The 20733-nt window shown below is 42.0% G+C and carries 21 protein-coding genes, 2 pseudogenes and 1 riboswitch; of the genes and pseudogenes, 15 read left to right on the top strand and 8 right to left on the bottom strand.

The window, feature by feature from the left end; all coding sequences use genetic code 11:
• Positions 1-112: 112 nt before the first annotated feature.
• Entirely contained in the window at positions 113-241 is a 129-nt protein-coding gene (locus tag CVD19_RS25665) for a hypothetical protein (protein WP_257985268.1), read from the bottom strand.
• Between the two features lie 269 nt (positions 242-510).
• On the opposite strand from CVD19_RS25665, the gene CVD19_RS23325 reads away from it, so the two are divergent.
• Complete coding sequence (locus tag CVD19_RS23325) at positions 511-1197, top strand: DUF421 domain-containing protein (protein ID WP_101585578.1); 687 nt, start codon at positions 511-513, stop codon at positions 1195-1197.
• A gap of 71 nt (positions 1198-1268) precedes the next feature.
• On the opposite strand, the gene CVD19_RS23320 is transcribed toward CVD19_RS23325, so the two are convergent.
• From CVD19_RS23320 to CVD19_RS23310, 3 genes are read right to left on the bottom strand one after another with little or no spacing between them, the layout of a single operon-like run.
• The gene (locus CVD19_RS23320) at positions 1269-2018 is read right to left on the bottom strand and encodes an ABC transporter ATP-binding protein (protein WP_101585577.1); all 750 of its coding nucleotides are present in this window, start codon (positions 2016-2018) and stop codon (positions 1269-1271) included.
• Between the two features lie 10 nt (positions 2019-2028).
• Positions 2029-2814: an aliphatic sulfonate ABC transporter permease SsuC gene (gene ssuC / locus CVD19_RS23315; RefSeq protein ID WP_101585576.1), complete on the bottom strand. Its 786-nt coding sequence runs from the start codon at positions 2812-2814 to the stop codon at positions 2029-2031.
• Between the two features lie 9 nt (positions 2815-2823).
• Positions 2824-3825 carry a sulfonate ABC transporter substrate-binding protein gene (locus CVD19_RS23310; RefSeq protein WP_180953768.1) on the bottom strand — a complete coding sequence of 334 codons (1002 nt, stop codon included), beginning with the start codon at positions 3823-3825 and terminating at the stop codon, positions 2824-2826.
• A gap of 177 nt (positions 3826-4002) precedes the next feature.
• Between CVD19_RS23310 and CVD19_RS23305 the strand changes: the two genes are divergently transcribed.
• Positions 4003-4515, top strand: coding sequence for a thioredoxin domain-containing protein (locus tag CVD19_RS23305; protein WP_101585574.1), 513 nt, complete (start codon positions 4003-4005; stop codon positions 4513-4515).
• Between the two features lie 153 nt (positions 4516-4668).
• Here the strand turns inward: CVD19_RS23305 and CVD19_RS23300 are convergent, their stop codons facing one another.
• The 3 genes from CVD19_RS23300 to CVD19_RS23290 are packed head-to-tail and all read right to left on the bottom strand — an operon-like array spanning position 4669 to position 8138.
• Positions 4669-5763 carry a BPL-N domain-containing protein gene (locus CVD19_RS23300; RefSeq protein ID WP_101585573.1) on the bottom strand — a complete coding sequence of 365 codons (1095 nt, stop codon included), beginning with the start codon at positions 5761-5763 and terminating at the stop codon, positions 4669-4671.
• 15 nt (positions 5764-5778) lie between these two features.
• Positions 5779-7191, bottom strand: coding sequence for an APC family permease (locus tag CVD19_RS23295; RefSeq protein WP_101585572.1), 1413 nt, complete (start codon positions 7189-7191; stop codon positions 5779-5781).
• Positions 7192-7235: 44 nt separating this feature from the next.
• Positions 7236-8138 (bottom strand): acetamidase/formamidase family protein, encoded by a 903-nt coding sequence (locus CVD19_RS23290; RefSeq protein ID WP_101585571.1) that lies wholly within the window; start codon positions 8136-8138, stop codon positions 7236-7238.
• 314 nt (positions 8139-8452) lie between these two features.
• On the opposite strand from CVD19_RS23290, the gene CVD19_RS23285 reads away from it, so the two are divergent.
• Together CVD19_RS23285 and CVD19_RS23280 are read left to right on the top strand one after the other, a co-directional pair.
• The gene (locus tag CVD19_RS23285; protein WP_101585570.1) at positions 8453-8728 is read left to right on the top strand and encodes an autorepressor SdpR family transcription factor; all 276 of its coding nucleotides are present in this window, start codon (positions 8453-8455) and stop codon (positions 8726-8728) included.
• A complete protein-coding gene (locus CVD19_RS23280) occupies positions 8725-9336 on the top strand; it encodes a hypothetical protein (protein ID WP_101585569.1) in 612 nt (203 codons plus the stop codon). Before CVD19_RS23285 ends, CVD19_RS23280 begins: the two co-directional genes overlap by 4 nt.
• 124 nt (positions 9337-9460) lie before the next feature.
• Here the strand turns inward: CVD19_RS23280 and CVD19_RS23275 are convergent, their stop codons facing one another.
• Positions 9461-9664, bottom strand: coding sequence for a zinc ribbon domain-containing protein (locus tag CVD19_RS23275; RefSeq protein ID WP_180953767.1), 204 nt, complete (start codon positions 9662-9664; stop codon positions 9461-9463).
• A gap of 281 nt (positions 9665-9945) precedes the next feature.
• Between CVD19_RS23275 and CVD19_RS23270 the strand changes: the two genes are divergently transcribed.
• The 11 genes and pseudogenes from CVD19_RS23270 to CVD19_RS23220 all read left to right on the top strand — a co-directional run bounded on the left by CVD19_RS23270 (position 9946) and on the right by CVD19_RS23220 (position 20528).
• Positions 9946-10209 carry a DUF3949 domain-containing protein gene (locus CVD19_RS23270; protein ID WP_101585567.1) on the top strand — a complete coding sequence of 88 codons (264 nt, stop codon included), beginning with the start codon at positions 9946-9948 and terminating at the stop codon, positions 10207-10209.
• A 455-nt stretch (positions 10210-10664) separates the two neighbouring features.
• A complete protein-coding gene (locus CVD19_RS23265; protein WP_101585566.1) occupies positions 10665-12005 on the top strand; it encodes an amino acid permease in 1341 nt (446 codons plus the stop codon).
• A gap of 217 nt (positions 12006-12222) precedes the next feature.
• On the top strand, positions 12223-13011 hold the full coding sequence (locus CVD19_RS23260) for an amino acid ABC transporter substrate-binding protein (protein ID WP_180953766.1): 789 nt from the start codon (positions 12223-12225) through the stop codon (positions 13009-13011).
• Positions 13012-13077: 66 nt separating this feature from the next.
• A complete protein-coding gene (locus CVD19_RS23255; RefSeq protein WP_101585564.1) occupies positions 13078-13737 on the top strand; it encodes an amino acid ABC transporter permease in 660 nt (219 codons plus the stop codon).
• A gap of 15 nt (positions 13738-13752) precedes the next feature.
• Positions 13753-14499 (top strand): amino acid ABC transporter ATP-binding protein, encoded by a 747-nt coding sequence (locus tag CVD19_RS23250; RefSeq protein WP_101585563.1) that lies wholly within the window; start codon positions 13753-13755, stop codon positions 14497-14499.
• A 569-nt stretch (positions 14500-15068) separates the two neighbouring features.
• Positions 15069-16272, top strand: a pseudogene (locus tag CVD19_RS23245) (methyltransferase domain-containing protein).
• 112 nt (positions 16273-16384) lie between these two features.
• Positions 16385-16663 (top strand): annotated as a pseudogene (locus CVD19_RS23240) (MFS transporter); the annotation flags it as partial.
• 96 nt (positions 16664-16759) lie between these two features.
• Positions 16760-17698, top strand: coding sequence for an aminoglycoside phosphotransferase family protein (locus CVD19_RS23235; RefSeq protein WP_101585562.1), 939 nt, complete (start codon positions 16760-16762; stop codon positions 17696-17698).
• Positions 17699-17993: 295 nt separating this feature from the next.
• Positions 17994-18177, top strand: a riboswitch (Lysine riboswitch).
• Positions 18178-18259: 82 nt separating this feature from the next.
• Positions 18260-19051, top strand: coding sequence for an ABC transporter substrate-binding protein (locus tag CVD19_RS23230; protein WP_101585561.1), 792 nt, complete (start codon positions 18260-18262; stop codon positions 19049-19051).
• Between the two features lie 74 nt (positions 19052-19125).
• A complete protein-coding gene (locus tag CVD19_RS23225) occupies positions 19126-19809 on the top strand; it encodes an amino acid ABC transporter permease (protein ID WP_101585560.1) in 684 nt (227 codons plus the stop codon).
• Positions 19806-20528 (top strand): amino acid ABC transporter ATP-binding protein, encoded by a 723-nt coding sequence (locus CVD19_RS23220; RefSeq protein WP_101585559.1) that lies wholly within the window; start codon positions 19806-19808, stop codon positions 20526-20528. The genes CVD19_RS23225 and CVD19_RS23220 overlap by 4 nt, the downstream gene beginning before the upstream one ends.
• Positions 20529-20733: the final 205 nt, after the last annotated feature.

The raw sequence follows: 20733 nt of genomic DNA, 5'->3' as shown, positions 1-20733 counted from the left end.
TGTTGCCCTGACGCAAAAAAAGCCACAGGTAAAAATACTTACCTGTGGCTTGAGCAAAGGATGGACCTCTCTCATGTCTGTACCGTTTTACAGAGGTAAGAAATTTTTTACGTCAGATAAGTTGTTTTGAAACTGAGCTAAAAATGGACACACGTATCCTGTTAAATAGCAAAGTTCCAAAAATTGACATCATGAATACGATAAATCGTTTCACTTTGTCGACAACTTCTGACATAAACATTTCTGCTACCTCCTTTCACTGTATCGTAAGTTTATGATAAGTCATTCTGAGCCGGAAAACAATACTGAAAATGGTGGTATGTTAGCACCTTAAAAGCTAATAATAAAACGAATTTGAAAAGGAGTTTATTTTCCTGGACTTTTTATGACGTTTTATTGCACAGTTAATGGACGTTTTCCAGAGGAGTTCTTCATTTTGTCCAATAGAAGGGTTCTAATGGACTTTAGGAGAGGAATTCTTCTTTAGTTCAATAAAAGGAATGAAATAACATGACACAATGGTTAGACAATTTGCCTTCTTTACCTTATCCCCTTAAAGCATTATTGATTGTTTCAGCTGGCATATTTTTTCTTAGGTTGGCGGGTAAACGTTCCCTCATGGAAATGACAGTCGCCGAAACGGTGCTTCGCATTTCGGTAGGTACTGTGATCATTACTCCGCTTGCGATGAAAAAAGAGTGGGGAGCGTTGTACGGGGGTGCCCTGCTTATCATTGGAATCATCATATTCACCTGGGTCATGCAGAAATACCCGCGTGCCAGAAACTTTATTATTGGCCCGCCATCTGTAGTGGTAAAAGACGGAAAAATGATGATGAAAGAAATCAAAAGAGCAAGGCTGACGGCGGATGAAGTGGAAGTTGCCATCCGGCAGAGCGGGATTTCGAACCTGGATGATGTTGAATTGTGCATCTTGGAAAGCAGCGGACGTTATTCAACCACTCTCAAACCACTTAAAAAAGTGGCAACTGTAGGAGATGTTCAAAATCTGTCCAAAGATGTAAAAAAACTTCAACAAGATATGCAGAAGATATTGGCGTTGCTCGGGCAACGAACTCGTCAACATGACAGTAATTCCCCGCAAATATCTACACCAAAAACTGGCAGCTTGTACAAGGAAGCATATGATGAAGCAAAGGGCGATGGTTTTGCAGGCAGTGGTAAAGAATCTCAATAGTAAGTTCAGACCCCTATATGATGAAAAATTACGAATAACAGCCAGCCACTGCATGGAGTGGCTGGCTGTTGTTATGAATGTACTTTCATGACGCGATCAATTACTTCTTTTTCTAATTCGGAAACGAGGCGATCGTCTCGTTCCCGTGGCCGTTTTAATATGATTTTCTGGTCAAGTGCAACATTGCCACTTTCAAGCAACAAAACCCGATCTGCCAATGAAATGGCCTCGGATACGTCATGGGTGACAAGAAACGCCGTGAATTTCTGCTCTTCCCACAGGCTTAAAATTAACTGATGCATCTCGAGCCTTGTAAAAGCATCGAGAGCGCCCAATGGTTCGTCGAGAAGTAAAAGCTGCGGCCTGCTGATCAAGGCCCGGGCCAGGGAAACCCGTTGCTTTTGACCTCCGGATAACACATGGGGCCATTCATTTTCCCGCCCTTTAAGACCAACCTTTTCGATCATCTCGGTTGCCTGTTTCGTTCTTTCCGGCTGGGTAAGGGCCCGGTTGTTATTTAAGCCGATCGCGACATTTTCAACGACTGTCAGCCAGGGCAACAGCCTGGATTCTTGAAACATTACCCTGACTTCCGGGTTGATTCCCTGCATCTGTTTGTCATTCAAGATGATTTCCCCTGTAGTAGGCTGGTCAAGGCCGGCCAGTAAACGAAGGAAGGTACTTTTCCCGCAGCCGCTTCGCCCTACAATTGAAATGAACTCGCTCTGGTGCACTGACAATTCAAGCTTCTTCAGTACCTCAACCGACCCAAAGCTCTTGGAAACATTTCGTACGTGAAGGCCTGATTCTTGCTGTTCCATTTATTCCACCTCAAACCTGTTTCTGCTTAGCGTAGCTCGGATGCCATTTTAAGGTCTTCTCTTCGATTACTTTGGCAAGGACATCCGCCAGCTTGCCCAGTAAAGCATATATCGTGATACTGAAAATAATGACGTCTGTTTGCATGAATTCCCTTGCATTCATCGCCATATAGCCGATTCCGGAATCCGAAGCAATCGTCTCTGCGACAATCAGCGTCAGCCACATGAGACCTAGGGCGTATCTAAGCCCTACAAAAATGGACGGCAAAGCCCCTGGCAAAATTATTTTTTTGAAAAGTTCCCATGAACTGAGGCCATATACTTTTCCCATCTCGATTAATCCGCGGTCAACTGTCCGAATGCCGTGATATGTGTTCACATAAATCGGAAAGATGACGCCAAGTGAGACTAAAAATATTTTGGCCGTTTCCCCAATTCCGAGCCAGATAATGATAAGGGGAATTAACGCCAGATGCGGAACGTTCCGGATCATTTGAATCGTCGAGTCAAAAAACTTGCTGGCAAGCGGGGACAAGCCATTGATCAACCCGAGAATAAATCCCAATCCACCACCGATCAACAGGCCGACGAACGCTCGGTACGTGCTGATGCCCAGATGGTGAAGAAGCGTCCCTGATGACAGAAGTTCAATTGCAGTTTGGACAATGACGGTTGGTGCAGGGAACAGCCTGGATGTGATCCATTCGTTTGTCGATGCAACTTGCCAAAGAATGATAAGGGACACAGGGAGAATCCATGGCAGTATCCCTTCGAATCTATTATTCTTTAGTTTCATCGATCACACCTACTCAAGACTTTCAGGGAACCACTCTGGATTGAGGGTAACCATGTCCGAAATCGAGATTTCCTTGTCAATCAATCCTTCTTTTAGGAAGGTATCCGCGATGTCCTGCTGTTCGGCTACAACAGAATCGGTGATTTCCTGAACCCCGTAAGTCCTGCGGTTCACGGTTTTTTCCAACGCTTCTACTGGAATGCCAAGGGCGTCTGATAGCATTTTGGCAAGTTCTTTCTTATTTTCATTGGCCCAGTCATCCGATTTATCCACTTCTTCCAATATCGTTTTCACTACATCGCTGTGATTTTTTGAAAATTCTTCTGTTGAAAAATAGTACGTCCGGTTGTTCGTGAACCCATCCCCATTAATCAGGGTTTTGGGACTAATATCTTTTTCCAATACTGCAAGGAATGGATCCCAGAAGCCAAGTGCATCAACACGTTTTGATTCAAATGCAGCACGGCCTTCAGACGCGTCCTTCACATAAGCGAATTCAACATCCTGGGTTGACAAGCCTTCCTTCTGCAAAGCCTTCATCAATAAGTAATGGGAATTCCAGCCCTTGCCGATTGCGATCTTCTTTCCTTTCAGGTCAGCTACTGTTTTAATATCTGAGTCTTTTTGAACAATCATGGCCAGACCCTCAGGATTTGGGCTTTCGGATGCAACATACACCAATGGCATTCCGGAAGCCTGGGCAAATACAGCGTTTGCATCGGCTGCATGGCCAAAATCAATGTTGTTTGTGTTTAACGCTTCCAAAAGCGCACCGCCAGTTGCAAACTCCACCCATTCAATTTTTATGTTCTGTTCCTTCAGTTTTTTATCCAAATTGCCGCGGGATTTGAGAATATGTAAAGTATTTCCCTTTTGGAACCCTATTTTGATAGATTCGGGACTTCCTTTTCCCTCCTGGCCTGAACCGTTTGAGGTTTCCTGCTTGCCACCGCATGCGGCCAGAATCAAAACCATCAACATACTTAAAAATAAAGCCAAACCTTTTTTCACCATGTTTCCCCCCTGGTAGTTGAAAGAAAATTTATAATATTAATATACATATTATCCATAATAAAAAGATAAAGTCAAATCAGTTTACTCGGAATTATCAAGTTGTTTTGATTGACAAGAAAATTATCTATATTTTAAATTTAAAAAATAAAAATATATTAGGATGTGAGTAGGCAGATGACGGTAGAAAATGCGTTATTAAGCTATGGAGAAAAAAATGCGCCTGTGAAAGTTGAGGTATTCCTAAATTTAACATGCCCATACTGTGCCAGCTTTTTTGATATGGCAGAAAAGGTATTGGAGGACTACATAAAGGGTGGACAGGTGGAATACATTGTAAAACATTATGATAAGCCAAGAGAGATGCTGTTAAATGGAACATTGGTCAATCTGTTCCTGGACTATGAAAATCCAGTCCGTGCAAGGGAAATCATGAAGGAATTGTTTGAAACACAGGAGCAATGGGATCAATTGACCAATCAGGATATCAAACATATGCTGGCTGAAAAATATCAGCTGCAGGAAGAACCCGAAAACACAGAAATCAGCCTGAAGGTGACAGCGGAAGCGATCAAAAGAAATGTAAAAATGGTGCCGACTGTTTTCATTAACAATACAGAATACCAATACCCGCGTGAGATCACAGCTGAGGAATTGAGGACAGAAATTCAGAACGCGCTCGAAAAATAATTTGGCCATCAATGCCAGCGCAACCTTTTTGCGTTCTGTAGGAAACGTACTTCTTTTAACATTTGCTGCGCTGTCAATCACAGCAATCAAAGCTTGATTCTAATCTATTAACAAAATCCCCTTCCAATCAACAGGAAGGGGATTTTGTCTTTATCATTCTATATCGGTTGAGCAAAGATGATAGATACTGTTTAAAATCAGAAGGTGTGTCAGGCTTTGCTCCCATGCCCCTGTAACCGGTGAGCCAAATTCTGGATGGAAGGAGAAGAGGACAAGCTTTCCATTTCCTGCCGTTGCTTCAACTGCAGCGGCTTTCCCTTTCAGATAAGCATCGAAACGCTGTTGCGATAATGGATTGCTCCATTCCAGTGAATCGACGGCGCATTGGTTTCCATCGACCTGCCAGTTCGGTTTTTGGCTTCCGGAGGCCAGGAACTCATCATAAGTGGCCAGGACCGTTACGTTTTCGGCATCGGTGGTTTCGATGCCTGGCCCTTCCCAATATATAACATCCAGTGTACTCGGGCTGCCATAAGAAAGCCCGTAAGCGGCGGGGTGTCCATCTTCACTGAATTTTACCCTGACAAATCCTGTACCGGTTCGCCAATAATCCAGTCCTGTGGAATCTGTGGCATCAATGATATTCAGCCACATCCTTGTCTGCGGTGTCCCGATTTTAGCTGTAAGAGGGAGGTAAGCTCCTGCACAGGAGCCCAGGTATTTACCGCCAGTCCATACATACTGGCGGATTTCTTCCATCCCTTTGTCGCCAAGCCCTGCATAGTAGGATTCGCCGGCGTCCGGTCCTCCAGGAACAATCAATAAATCGATGTCAGCTAATATGCCTCCCCTTATTTGTTCATCTGAAAGCTGTTCAAAATCCAATCCGAATAAATCCAAAACCGCTTTGTACGGGTCGAAGCAGAAAGGGGCACTATTAAGGCCGTTGTATACCCCTATCCTTTTGGGCAGGCTCAGTCTTTTGACAGACTGGAGATATTCGTCCTTCCACGCTGCTTCCTCTGTTAGAACGGTTGAAGGTGGTGTAAAATCTGGTGATTCCGCGAAAATGGTTCCGGCAGGATAGATGTGGCCCTCCGGAAAACGGTCGGTGATAACCTTCAGTTCATGCTTAGACTGAAACACCTGGCCACCGTTTTTTAATAAGAAATGAATCCATTTATAGGCTTCAATATGATTGCTTTGCCTGTTCGCCATTCCCAACCGTTCGAAAGATAATAATAACATCCCTTGACCCCATTTCTATGCAGAGAATTCTTTTTCTGTTTCGGTTTCTGATTCATCCGACATGAGCCGGCCTGCAATCCTTGCGACCAAAGCCGGACTGAAGGCTGTGATGAGAACGCCAAGCACGATCCAGCCAATTACAATGTAAGGGAAATAATTGAACGGTGCGTCAGGGATTGGATATACATTTGAATACAGGCTATAACCTAAGCCGACCACCGCAAGTGCAGGAAGAACCAGAATAGGGCCTTTCCAGATCCTGTTTTTGACAAAATATCGGATGCCGCCGAGCGTTGTCACTAAATATGTTAATAAAAGCGACAGGACACCGATTGTCCCCAAGTAGCCGAAAATTGTCCCGCCATCAAGGCCGATTCCTTTTAAAGGGAACAGGGCAACTAAGGAAAAGGCCATTATGATGCTCAATGCAATATATGGTGAATGGTATTTCTTATGAGCCTCGCCGATTTTATTATGGATGAAACCATCTCGCCCCATCGAAAACAGCATCCTTGATCCTGCAGTTGCACTTGCCAGGGCACATGAAAAGGCCGACAACAATGCTCCGAACATGATGGCAGCGGCAAATCCACTTGACATGTACGAGCTCGCAAGGTCTCCTAGAGGAGAGGAGGAGCTTGCAAACTTCCCGTTTCCTTCAGCATCAAGGCCGAATCCGATCGTCGTAGCAAAACTTACAATAATATAGAACGTCCCTGTTAAAAAAACAGCGGAAATGATCGCAATGGGGATAGCCCTTTTTGGATTCTTCGTTTCTTCGCCCAGGCTGGATGCCCCTTCAAAACCGGCGAATGACAGGAAAGCAAACACGGTTGCAAGGGCTATGGCCGGAACAGTATTCTGGCCTGGTGAAAAAGGCTTTACGAATGTATGAGAATTAAAGTCAGCCTTGCCGAAAATAACAAAAACAAGGATTAAAATGAATAATATTGAGATGCCTTCCAGGATCAACAGTGCTCTCGTCCCGATTTTTACATCGGCGAAAGCGAAGATAAATATGAGAACTGTGCTTATAAGGGCAACCGGGAACCAGTCGATTTCCATTCCGACCAGGGAGAAGAAGCTTTCAGCAAACAGCCCTACTTCGGCGATTGAAGCAATTGTAAACATGACATAGGTAAGCAGCAGCGCCCAGCCTGACAGGAACCCCATTTTCGGGCCAAGCGATTTCCCGGTAAAATAATAGACGGAACCACTGTGGGAAAACTGCCTGTTAAATTGGATAAACGTTACCGCGACGAGCCCAATTGTAATCATCGCGGTTAAAAAGATAAGTGGAACCGAAACCCCTGCAATACTTGCTGTCAATGATGTATTAAGTGCCATCGCTGCAGTTGGCGCCATAATGGCGACGGAAATAGCCATTGCTTCTACGTATGAAAGCTGATTTTTTTTGAGCTGAGCCATTAATATTTTCCCCCTTGTTCTATATGAACCCAGTAAACTTCTCCTTATGCAAAAAGCTCGATGTTATAGGCTTCGAGCACCGATTTTGGCACAAAGAAACGGGCTGTCAGCAGTGGGTCGACAATTTGCGAGATTTGTGTCTGGCCGACCGCGCTCATCAGCATCGTCAAATGGCTGAGTGTCAAATCGGTATATGGATGAAGCAGGTCGATCATTTCTTCAACTGCTGTTTTTGCGGCCTCGTCCAAAGTTTCCGCAGAAACAATCGTAGCAATGCCTTCCGCATTAATCAAAAGAGGGTTATTTAATGAATGCCCCTTTATGACCTCCAATTTGACAGTTACCTTCCCAGGTATTTCAATTCCGGAAACACCGACTTCACCATCGCCCATGGCGGCGTGGAGGTCACCGAGTCCGAAAAGAGCCCCTTCCGTGAAAACCGGGAAATAGAGAGTCGCACCTTCGGTGATCAGCTTTGTATCCATGTTTCCGCCATGTGGTCCTGGTGTCCCGTTTGAAACGGGTTCACCGGATGGTGCAACCCCGATTACCCCAATCATCGGATTTAGCGGTATATGTAATTTTTCGTTAAAAATGGCGTTGTCGTTTTCAATTGGTATCATTTTTGCTTCCATCTTTTCCAGACGGTGCCCCATTACGCCTAGGTCCGGACCAACGACCATGACGCCTTCGTCTGCCAGCTCGATCTGTTCAATCTTTACCGACAGAATGTCTCCCGGTTGGGCATTTTCAATAAAAACTGGACCGGTTGCCGGATTAATTTTGTTCCAATCGATCGCACTTACCACCGTTTCATTTGAAGTGATTTGATTTTGGAAACAATCATACGTTTCGATTGTTACAGTTGAGCCCGATGAAACCTTTTGAACCGGTTCATGCTCCTTGCTGAATGCATAAAACATTCCCTCGCAGCCAATAGTTGTCATGTTACTTTCCTCCTGTATAGGTTAGATTAGTTTTAATTATAATGAAGTATATAGAATTATCAATATTTAGAATTATACAAATGAATTATTAAAATTTACCTATACGATTGGTAACCTCAGTCATGGTTATTGGAAGGTTTCGCCATGGATGTTTAGTAAGTGTAAAAGATGTGATATGGAAAGTTGTTAGCCTTTTATTTGGTCAATTTAACCAGTTTTATTTCTAAATTATTTTTGTTGTTGACATTATAAACCAAACCAATAATAATTTAAGTAATTAAGTAATTACTTAAACGGAAAGGAGTAAAAATTGTTTGTCGATTAATCAGTTATTTAAAGCTCTATCCGATGAGAATAGAAGGAAAATATTAGACCTGTTAAGGGCAGGAGATATGACTGCCGGAGAAATTGCTAACCATTTTGATATGAGTAAGCCGGGGATTTCACAGCATCTATCGGTGTTGAAAAATGCTGATTTAGTGTATGCCTTAAAAAAGGGACAGTATATTTATTATTCTCTAAATTCAACTGTTTTTCAGGATGTTGTGAAGTGGGTTATTCAGTTTAATTTAAAGGAGGAGAATACGTGATCAAAAAGATCATCATCAGTTGTTTAACTATTTTATCTTTCGGAGTGAGTATGTATTTTTATGCTTCAAATATCAGTATTGATGAGGCTAAATATGGCTCCAGTACAGCAATCCTTATTGTTATTCCACTAACAATGGTTATGATCAACATTAATTTCTTTACACTCCCAAGATTAAGGAAACTACAAGGTGTCTACTCTCGATATACGAATGGCTTCGATAGTATCTTTTTATCTCTCAATTCCATTCTATTTATCCTTCATTGTGGCGTTCTTCTTGTGTCGGCTGGCAATGACTTCGATTTGCTTAAATTAATTCCAATAAGCATGGGAATAGTGCTCATTACCACGGCCAACACCCTTCCTAGATTCCAACTCGAACTAAACGAAAATTCCTCACAACTTATGAATTCAACTAACCAATTATGGAATACTGTAATACGGCCATTTTCATATCCTCTGTTTATTGGAGGATTAATAATGTTATGTTGTGGTTTTCTTTCAGGCATCTTCATGTTGATCAGTTTTTTCACAGTGTTTGTCGGTACGTTACTTCTAGCCACATTCAAGTCATATCGGGCATATCAAATCTATTTGAGCCAACAGTGAATGATCCCTCGGGGGTTCCTGCTTCATTGACCGTTGGATAGAGGGTAGCCCAATATGCCTGCACAATCTTCATAGGGGTAGATTATCCTGTTCGGACACAACCTTGCCCTACAGTCATTGATTGTCAGTGTGCAACAAGTAATTCTTCCAACGCTTTTTGCAGAATGTTCAGGCTTGCATTATAGTCGCTGTCAAGAAACTGTGCCGCATTTTGTGCAAATATGGGTGCGGATTGAGAGAGCTTCCTTACCCGGTTGCCCCAACAGGAACAATCCTGTGTAGAGAATTTTGGATTGACCTTGATCAGTGCACCGCGCCATTTTTTCACATTTATAGGCCCTTTGAGGCCTTATTTGCAAAGAGAGGTTGGATTTTCATAACCGTCAAGCTACAAGGATGAACAAGGAATCAAAATTTGTATGATTTTTTACTGACAAGACAGGATTTTCGTTAATTTAGTCTAAGGGCCGTGTCGGCTCTTTTTGTAAACGCAGTCGGGCTGATAATTTGGAAAAAAAATGAAACCGAAATTGCATTCATCCGTATATAGAGGTGGAACAGGAAGTGTTTGTGGGTTTTTGAAAAACTCAAGCTGGGGGGGAATGAAAAATGGGTTTATATGCTACATTGGGGATCATCGGGGCGTATATCTTGTTATCATTGATTCTATTACCTATACAGTATAGATATATTTCTCAACTTAAAGAAAACACGAAGCGCCAAAGGGAACTAGGTGTAACGCAGGAAGAATACTATGACAAAATGAGTTTCGAATCACAAGAGCTACATGTTAATGCGCAAGGCAATCCATTGTTTTTAGGGGCTAACCTGTTTGCTTCGCTCTTGTATAATTGGAAACAAAAAAAGAAATGAATACTACTATCATACAATCAAAAGCCTTGTTCAAATAGAATAAGGTTTTTTCTTATTGGAATCAAACAGTTCTGAGGAGAGGGAACAAAAATACGCTCCAAGGAAGGCATTGATTGACAGAATACTAGATGAAAGCTATGTATCGTTTTTTCGGATAGATGTGGATGAATCATTTTCCCAGTTGACAATTCATTCGATAATGATATATTAATATAATGATATTTTAACACACAAAAGCTTAAAAGCGTTTAAGTAGAACAGTTTTCTGAGTAAGCTGTTTTTCTACTAATACACAGTGAGGTTTTATGGACATGATTAATCAGGTATAAATCGGACATACCACTGAACCACTATTTATCAGGTAATAAACATGATCTCACCCATGGTGGTTAGCGATGATTATTGCATTTATTTCAGGCGTTACAGCTTGTTAAGAACGGAGAGGTAAGAAACAAATGGAAACACATAAACAGGATTTAAAAAAAGGCCTATTGCCGAGACACGTCCAGTTTATTGCACTGGCAGGCATGATTGGGACTGGCATTTTTAAAGGCAGCGCCGAAACATTGAATATTGCAGGACCAAGTGTTGTGGTTGCCTATTTGATAGGCGGGCTTTTACTATTTATTGTTATGTCGGCATTGGGAGAGATGGCTACTGTTTACCCGAATTTAAATGTGCAGCGCCTTGTGCATAAAGCCTTCGGGTTCCAGACCTCCTTCATAGTCGGGTGGCTCTATTGGATCAATTGGATTCTTGTGACGATTGTGGAACTGATAGCGGCGGCAAGTTTTTTGCAATATTGGTTTCCCACAGCCCCATTATGGATTTTAAGCTTGCTGTGCGCGGCATTGATAGTCGGAATCAATTTATTCCAAGTAAAACATTATGGGGAAATGGAATTTTGGTTTGCGGGAATTAAAATCCTGGCTTTAATACTCTTTATTGCCTTAGGGCTTTTGATCCTGTTTGGCATTTTCCCTAGTTCAATCGAGGATCCGGTCTCGAACTATACCGCGCATGGCGGCTTTTTCCCGAATGGCATCGGCGGAGTCATCAGTGCGTTTCTGGTCGTCATGTTTTCTTATGGCGGGGCTGAATTGATCGGGGTCGCAGTCACTGAGACAAAAAATGCGAAGCAAGTGTTGCCGAAAGTGATTTTTGGAACGGTTTGGCGAGTGATCATTTTTTATGTGATTCCGATCCTTATCATTTGTGGAATTATACCGTGGAACCAAGTTTCATCAGACAACAGCCCGTTCGTTCAGGTATTTGATATGGCGGGGATTCCCGGAGCGGCTCATATAATGAATTTCGTCCTGGTCACTGCAGTACTTTCGGCGGCGAATTCAGGGATCTATGCCACATCAAGGACATTGTACGCGATGGCGCAAAGCGGTGAAGCACCACGGGCATTTGCAAAAACAACGAATAACGGAATACCGTTGAATGGCATTGCGATCACGACAATAAGTATTTTAATTGGTGCATTCCTAGCTTACATGACACCAGACCAGGTGATCGGCTATCTGATGTCCATTCCCGGTTTTACAGTCATATTAATATGGCTGAGCATTTGTTCAGCACAGTTGAAGCTTCGCCCTCGATACGAAAGCCGGCCGGCATTCACGGTCAAAGGGCATCCATTCGTGACGGGCGTTGCAATTGTAGCGTTGGCCCTGATCTTCTTTGCATTTATTTTTAATCCAAACAATGTAATTGGCACATTTGTATGTCTTGGGACGGTAGGGATTCTTATCCTGCTTTCATTCATTTTCAAAAAAACAGATCAGTAACCTGTCAAATATGCTTGAAACATGAACAGCACGCTAAATGGAAATAGCGTGTTTTTTCATGGATAGAGAGCATATTTGTAGGCTTGACAACCTGAAACACTTTAGTCTGCTAATATATTAAAAAATCCGTTGACTTTTTTTCGTTTTGTGGTAATTTAATGGTATGATATTTTATTTCTCTAATATACTAAAGCGTTAAAGGTGGTTTTATTCAATTATGAAACGATTAATAACTATTTTAGTTGTCATGGCAGCAGCCTTCTCTCTCCTTATGGGGTGCTCCAACACAGCAGCTAAAGATAAAGAACAGGCAAAAGAAGATACGCTTGTGATCGGGATAGATGATAAGTTTGCACCTATGGGGTTCCGCGATGAGAAGAATGAAATCGTTGGTTTTGACATTGACTATGCAAAAGCAGCTGCCAAAAAAATGGGCACAACGGTTAAGTTCCAGCCGATCGACTGGAAAACAAAAGAATCCGAGCTGAGCAGCGGACGGATCGACCTCATCTGGAACGGCTACACCATTACTGATGAGCGTAAAGAAAAGGTTCTCTTTACAAAGCCTTATTTAAAAAATGCACAGGTTGTTGTGACTAAGGCTGATTCAAACATTACTAAACTTGCGGATTTAGAAGGCAAAGTTGTCGGACTTCAATCGTTTTCTTCTGCAGCAGATGCCTTGAATGCAAGTCCAATTAAACCTAAACTTAAAGAAGTCACAGAGTTTGCTGATAATGTACTGGCGTTGAATGACTTGAAGAGCGGCCGGCTGGATGCGGTCGTCATTGATGAGATTGTCATCAATTATTACATGACGAAAGAGAAAGAAAGTTTTAAAGTACTCGATGAGTCTCTTGCGCCTGAAGAATATGGAATAGGCGTGAAAAAAGGGAACGAGGAATTGCTGGATAAGCTGCAAAAAGCGCTGGATGAAATCAATGAAGATGGCACTGCGGCTGAAATCTCCACCAAGTGGTTTGGTGAAGATAAAGTATTGAAGTAATTACGAATTACATCGAAACAGGATTTCCTAGGGAAACCTGTTTTGTTTTTTGGAGGAGTGCTTTTTATGTCTCTCGATTACATTAAGTCCATTCTTATGCCGATGCTGGAAGGCGCGCAGATGACCGTCCTTCTGTTTTTAATCTCCATTGTGGTGTCTATTCCACTGGGCTTTGTACTAACCATGGCTGTAAGAAGCAGTTTCAAGCCGCTATCAAGGGTTGCGCAAACGTATATTCTTGTAATGCGTGGAACACCGCTCTTGCTGCAGCTATTGTTTATTTGCTTCGGGCTGCCGATGATACCTGTCGTGGGGGAATATTTGGTGCTGGATCGCTTCGTCGCTGCATGTCTGGGCTTTATTTTGAATTATGCTGCTTACTTCGCGGAGATCTTCCGCGGCGGTCTTCTTGCCATAGATAAGGGCCAATATGAGGCTTCGCAAGTGCTTGGGTTAAACAAATGGCAGACCACTTCGCGCGTCATACTTCCGCAAATGTTCCGTGTCGCACTTCCGTCTGTTGCAAACGAATCTGTGACATTGGTCAAGGATACTGCTCTGCTATATGCGGTTGCTGTACCGGAATTATTGCACTATGCCCAAACTGCGGTGAACCGTGATTTCACGATCCTGCCATTTTTCATTGCGGGGATCATCTATCTTATCATGACAGTGTTATTAACCATACTTTTTAAATGGCTTGAACGCCGGTTTAAATTTGAATAGGAAGGAGTGGTGAGCATGGCGGTCATTGAAGTTTCCAACCTGAAAAAATCATTTGGCAAAATGGATGTATTAAAAAATATATCTTTTGATGTAAATAAAAACGATGTGGTCGCGGTGATCGGTTCGTCCGGATCCGGGAAAAGCACAATGCTGCGAAGCCTTGTCCATCTCGAAGAAGTAGATGGCGGCAGTATCCGTGTTGCCGGGGATTATTTGGTCAATGATGGGGTTTACTCCAATCCTAAAGACATCAAAAGGATAACTTCCAGGATGGGGATGGTTTTTCAGCATTTTAATCTTTTCCCGCATCTGACGGTAAAAGAAAATCTCGAACTCGCTCCCAGAATGGTTAAGAAGGAGCCACCAGCTGCAATTCACCGGCGAAGTACTGAACTGTTGGAGAAAATTGGATTGGCTAAATGGGCGGATGCGTACCCTGCAAATATTTCCGGCGGCCAAAAGCAAAGAGTGGCGATTGCCCGGGCACTGATGATGAACCCGGATATCTTGTTGTTTGATGAGCCCACTTCCGCTTTGGATCCTGAATTGACTGGCGAGGTACTGAGAGTAATAAAACAACTTGCAGAAGAGCATATGACAATGATCGTGGTGACACATGAGATGGGATTCGCCCAGGAGGTGGCGAACCGGGTCGTTTTCATGGACAACGGCGAGATTATCGAAACGGGCAACCCGGCTGAAATATTTACGAACCCAAAATCTGAACGGACGAAAGCATTCCTGAAGAGCAGTTTGAAATAACCCTGGTATTACGAAATCCAATAAATATTATAAATTTTATTGGTTTATTATAAATGGGTCTGTCACTTAGAAAAGCAATTGGGCGAGGAATAAACGCGAATATTATATGGTAATAAGCGTCAAATAATGCCCACCCTAAAACAGAGGGCATTATTTGACTACATAGTTAACAATTCCTCAAGTACAAAATGAAAACTAACAATTCTATTTATTTTTATTTATTTGTTCCTCTTCCCATCGATTGAAAAATGATAGTTCTAGAAGAAACTTTATACCAATACCTACTGTACCTGCTATTAACACTTTGCCTATTGTTTCACTTTCCAGATCGGAAGCAAATACGTATATAAATATAAAACTTATTCTATTTTTTCTTTTTCAGGCTTAATATTTGTAAAATTTCGTCAACTAATTTAAGTGGAAATTGGTAAATAAATACTTCAGCAAAACGATACCCATGGAAAATTGAACCTCTTTTATTTTACGATATAGAGCACTAAAACTTGAAGGACTTCGTACGGTAAGCAGCGAAGTAGTTATCAATGATTTCAGAACTGGCAGTGATAAAGGTGAGAATTGGTAAATTCGGCATTGATACGATCAGGCATTATATGGATCTGGGGTTGGTCGTGCCTGAAAAGAGAGGCGGGCATTACTTCTTTGACGAACGATGCCAAAGCGATTTAGAGCTTATTATGGAATTTAAAGGGATGGGCTTTAGTTTAAACGAGATTAAAACGTTTGTCCTTTATAAAAACTTTGGGCAATTTACGGATTATGAAAAAGATGCGTATTATCAATCTTTGTTTATGGATAAATATTACAAGGTTGAACAGGAAATAGAGGATTTATTAGCAATAAAGGACAAGCTACAGGTGAAACTGGATGGTTTATCAGCAAAATCTGAAGGTTCAGGCTTGATGACGGGGATTAATTTTAATGAAATTGATATGCTGAAATGCATCAAATGTAGCGGCAAGCTAATTCTTGAAGATGGCGTGGTTAACAGAAACCAGATTATCGAGGGGAAGCTGAAGTGCGGTTGTGGGGAGGAGTACCTGATTGAATCTGGCATTTTACAGGTGGGTACGCCATTCAGGCCGGCCTCTCCAATTCCACTGGAGGAATATGTTCATGATTATATTCATATCACTGAACCAGCCTATTTGGAATATGTCTATAAAGGGGGGCATGGGCAAAGCGGAAACTATTTGAATTGGATTTAAACGGTAAGGTGTTGCTTGAACTTGGATCGGGAGTCGGTTTCTTTCTGAGAAGCTTTTATCATGAGCTGCCGGAAGACTGCTTATATATTGCCGTTGACCGGAACCTTGAGCGGCACCGGTTTTTAAAAAAGGCACTGGAGCGAACCAGCTCCAAAAGTAACATTCTCTTTATTTGCGCTGACTTTTTACATATACCTCTCCGGGACTACTCTGTCGATGTGGTGATCGATCAGGCGGGTACAAGCAACTACAGCTTTGAACATAAGGAGTTTCTGCTTCATGAATTGGACACCCTTTTTAAACCCGGCAGTTATTTATTGGGATCGTTCATTGCTTTTAAAAATTTCAGCACGAAAAGCAAAATCGAAGCTGAATTTAAAGATAATTTTAGAGCCGGCAAAGTCAAGGAAAATATCAAAAGTTTGGAATACATCCCCTTGGATGAAGAACTTCAGAACATTTCGACAGGGGCGGAAGGTACGAGAACTTCTTTGTCGAAGGGGAAGAGATATATTCATATTCATTTTTCGGCAAAAGGTGGGGTTAACCCCATCTTTTTTGATTTTCAGCCAAAAAATTTAAGGGATTTGCTTATTGATATTCGGTTCACCCGACAGCTTAAACTTATTGCATAACAAGTTAAGCGAGGCGGTGTATTAATGGATTCATTACAAATGATTTCAGGGCAAGGGAGGAACCCGCAAGAAATAAAAAACCTGTTCCTCTATTCTGCAGGAAAAACCATTTCGGTATTTGGAACAGCCATTTATAGTTTTGCATTGGGATTATACTTGTTAAAGTTGACAGATTCGGCGTTCAGCTTTGCTGTTACGCTCATATTAGGGATTATTCCGATGGTGATTCTTAATCCTTTTGCCGGGGTGATTGCTGATAAGGTCAATAAAAAGAAGTTAGCGGTTGCGATGGATTTGCTTAGCGCAAGGTGAAGGATTTTATAGAATGTAATCGAAATATAGAATGATTGAATATTGTTTAAACGTTATTGATCACGCGTGTTAATAGGGGAGAAAATCATGAAGCTGCAAAAACGCTTTGTTGCCTTGGTGCGTCAATATTTTAAAGAAAACGGGGAAGTATGGTTACAAAACCTCCCAAAATTAATTCATTACTGTCAACAAAAGTGGTCCATACAGGTAAAAGAACCTTTTCCTTCCCTTTCCATTAATTATGTAGCACCTGCCATAATGGAAGACAAGACAGAGATAGTTGTGAAGATTTGCATCCCGGGTGAAAGTTTTCTTGATGAGCTGGAAGCATTACAATTGTTTAGACAGAGAGGAATTGTTCAGCTGATCGATTCCGATAAGGAAAATGGAATCATCATTCTGGAGAAACTTTCACCCGGATATACCCTGGCAGAAGTGCAAGACGACGAGGAGGCGTGCCGGCTGGCTTCTGGTGTGATAAAAAATCTTACCATTCCTGCACCGGCTTATTCCAGACTCCCTACTGTGACAGCAAGGGAAGACAAGCTCCAGAAGCTGGTCGATACACATTCCGATGGAGTTGGACCTGTTTCCCGACAAACATTGGAAATTGCATTCAGAATATTTAAATATTTGAATCAAACAACAGAAAAGAATTTCCTCCTTCATGGTGATTTTCATCATTATAACGTGCTCGCATCAGGAGAGGGAACATGGAGGGCAATTGATCCCAAGGGCTTAATCGGTGAGATCGAGTATGATTTAGTGCAATACATGTTAAATAGGCAACCAGGAGAAGGAGCGTACGAGGTAATCGAAAAGCGGGCAGAAATTTTCACAAAGGAACTAAATCTCAATAAAGAGCGGCTTCTTCTCTGGGGCTATTGCCACACAGTGCTGGCCACCTCTTGGACAGTTAATGACGATGGAACCTATGATGAAAGCTTTTATCAAGGAATTGAGATTTTTGAAAAACTTTACGAAGCTAATTTTGGGACAAAAGTTTGCTTGAAAAAATTCGATTGACTTACTAAATAAGGACATACCTTGAAGGAAGTATGAAATGCAGTTCATTTCTTTTTATCACTACAATAAAAGCCGCATAAATTTTGGCGTGTGACAAGTGAGTATAAAGGACTTGGAAGAGTGTTTCAATTTCATATTCTTTAAGCTCAGGGCATTTGGGGACCTAATTCAGTGTTATTGTTAAAAAACTTCGGCAACCGAAAAAAATACTATTGGCAAATATTAAACAACATGGTTATAATATATATATTGTCATATAAAAAAATGAATATAAAATCCTCATCTTTTAAGCATTAGATGGGGTAGAGGTCGCGGTTTATATCAGTATCCTATTGGAGATCAAGTGAAATCTGTGAAAATAGGAAAAAGGATAAATCGCCGAAGCGTCTGGGATCACTTTCTCCCAAAAGGCTGGGGCTGTACTCGAATAGGGGCAGAACTGTCACAATTCAATCGAATTGTGGAGAACTATCTTCACCAATGCTTATCGATGAGGGTGTATAAAACACCGTCTGTTTCATTTGGGGCGGTGTTTTTTTATTCAACAGGGAGGAAATACATATGAGAAAGTTTGCAATGATATTAGCAGCCATGATGCTAATTGTATTATCAGCATGTGGTAACAAGGAAACAGGTGGAGCAGAAAAAGCTGCAACACAAAAATTGGATCTGGTGAAGGAAGGTTCATTGACATTCTCCATGACTGGAATGTATCCGCCATTGAACTTTAAGAAAGATGGCAAACTGACAGGCTTTGACGTTGAAATAGGAACTGAAATTGCCAAAAGAATCGGCTTAAAAGCTAACCCCGTAACAAATCAATGGGAAACGATCATTCAAGGATTAAAAGCAAAAAAATATGATGCCATCATCGGCAGCATGACAGCGACACCGGAGCGGGATAAGCAGGTGGACTTCACTAATCCTTACTATTTATCAGGAGCTCAGATCTTCGTGGCGGAAGGCAATGCCGAGATCAAATCGAAAGAAGATTTAAAAGGCAAAACCATTGGGGTTATCCAGGCGAGTACGTGGAAAGACATGGCCGATGAGCTGTCTGACAATGTTAAAGGCTATCCAACAGACATCAATGCACTCCAGGATCTAGCCCTAGGACGTTTGGATGCGGTTATCACCGATAAAATCGTAGGGGTTAATGCTAAAAATGAAAAAGGCCTTCAGATTCAGGCGGTTGGTGAACTGCTGAACGAAGACCGTGTGAGTGTGGCTGTGAATGAAGGGAATAAAGAACTTGCTGGTAAAATAAACGAGGCGATCCAATCGATGATTGACGATGGAACGTACGAAAAAATCAGCATGAAATGGTTCAATACAAATATAATGGAGAAATAATTCATACAAATATTTTGCAGAAATAAAAGTGCGTACACCACGCACTTTTATTCTATGGAGGCTTTAATAGTAGCATGAGTTTTTTACAAAATATCATCGATATCCTGGACCAGCATGGAATAGCCTTCTTGAAGGCTTCATGGATGACAATATCAATCACAGTGGTATCACTGTTGTTTGCAACCATCATTGGGCTTGTGTTTGGAGGGTTTAAGATCTCTTCCAATAAAATACTTAACAGGATTGCTGACATTTATATTGGGATCATCCGCGGAACACCTTTGATTGTGCAAATCATGTTTTTATACTATGGATTGGCGAATATCGTGACTCTCGACAGCTTTACTGCGGGTGCGCTGGCATTAGGGATTCACACAGGTGCCTATATAGCGGAAATTTTCAGGGGGGCCGTGCAATCTATCGACCGGGGCCAGCTTGAAGCGGCGAGGTCTCTCGGCATGTCTTATCCCCTTTCTATGAGAAGGATCATTTTTCCACAGGCGTTCAAACGTTCGATTCCGGCGCTTGCGAACCAGTTTATCATCGGATTAAAGGATTCATCGTTAGTTGCCTATATTGCTGTAACCGATTTATACAGTACTGCTCTGACTGTGCAAGGGGAAAATTATATGCCGTTCGAAACCTATTTTGTTGTAGGACTCTATTATTTGATTATCGTTCTTATTTTTACATGGTTTGCCAACGGAATAGAGAGGAAAATGGATGTAAGCAGACCGAAGGAGGCAAGGATGGCATGATAACGGTGAATAATCTATCAAAGTCCTTCGGTGACCTTCAAGTGTTAAAGAGTATTGACCTGGAAGTCAACGAGAAAGAAGTTGTAGTGTTGATCGGTGCCAGTGGTTCTGGGAAAAGTACGCTTCTTCGGTGTCTGAATTTCCTGGAGGTGGCAGAATGTGGTGATATTATCATTGATTCAGAAACGGTCATTCCGGCTAAAACAGATTTAAATAAGGTAAGGGAAAAGGTAGGGATGGTGTTCCAGCATTTTAACTTGTTTCCCCATAAAACAGTATTGGAAAACATTATTGAAGCTCCAGTCTTCGTCCGAAAAGAATCGAAAGCAAATGCCAGTGCAAAAGCTATGAATCTTCTTAAAAAAGTGGGGCTGGAGGATAAGGCTGGCTACTATCCGGATCATTTATCCGGCGGCCAAAAGCAGCGGGTGGCCATTGCGAGGGCATTGGCGATGGAACCTAAAGTCATGCTTTTCGACGAGCCTACCTCTGCACTGGATCCTGAACTCGTCGGGGAAGTGCTGCAGGTTATGAAAGATCTGGCTCATGAGGGCATGACAATGGTCATCGTCACACATGAGATGGGATTTGCAAGGGAAGTGGCGGACCGGATTGTGATGCTGGCAGACGGAAAAATAGTAGAACAGGGACATCCCGGGGAAATTTTTATCAATCCTAAGCATGAGCGGACACAGAGGTTTTTGAAGCAAGTTTTATAGAAGTGTATGGTAGATAGAGACGTAAATGAGTTGGGTTGCAACAAACTACGATTTCGATTTAATGGGAATAAAAAGGCTCTAATCAACTTTAGGGAGAAACAATTGCATGAAAAGGTCCAATAGAAAGGCTCTAATCGACTTGGGGAGAAACAATTGCTTGAAAAGGTCGAATAGCAAAGGCTCTAATCGACTTCAGGAAGAAACA

This window comes from Bacillus sp. T33-2, from assembly GCF_002860205.1.
GTDB lineage: Bacteria > Bacillota > Bacilli > Bacillales > Cytobacillaceae > T33-2.
The sequence above is the reverse complement of the archived record's forward strand: the minus strand, read 5'-3'. Positions and strand labels throughout refer to the sequence as shown.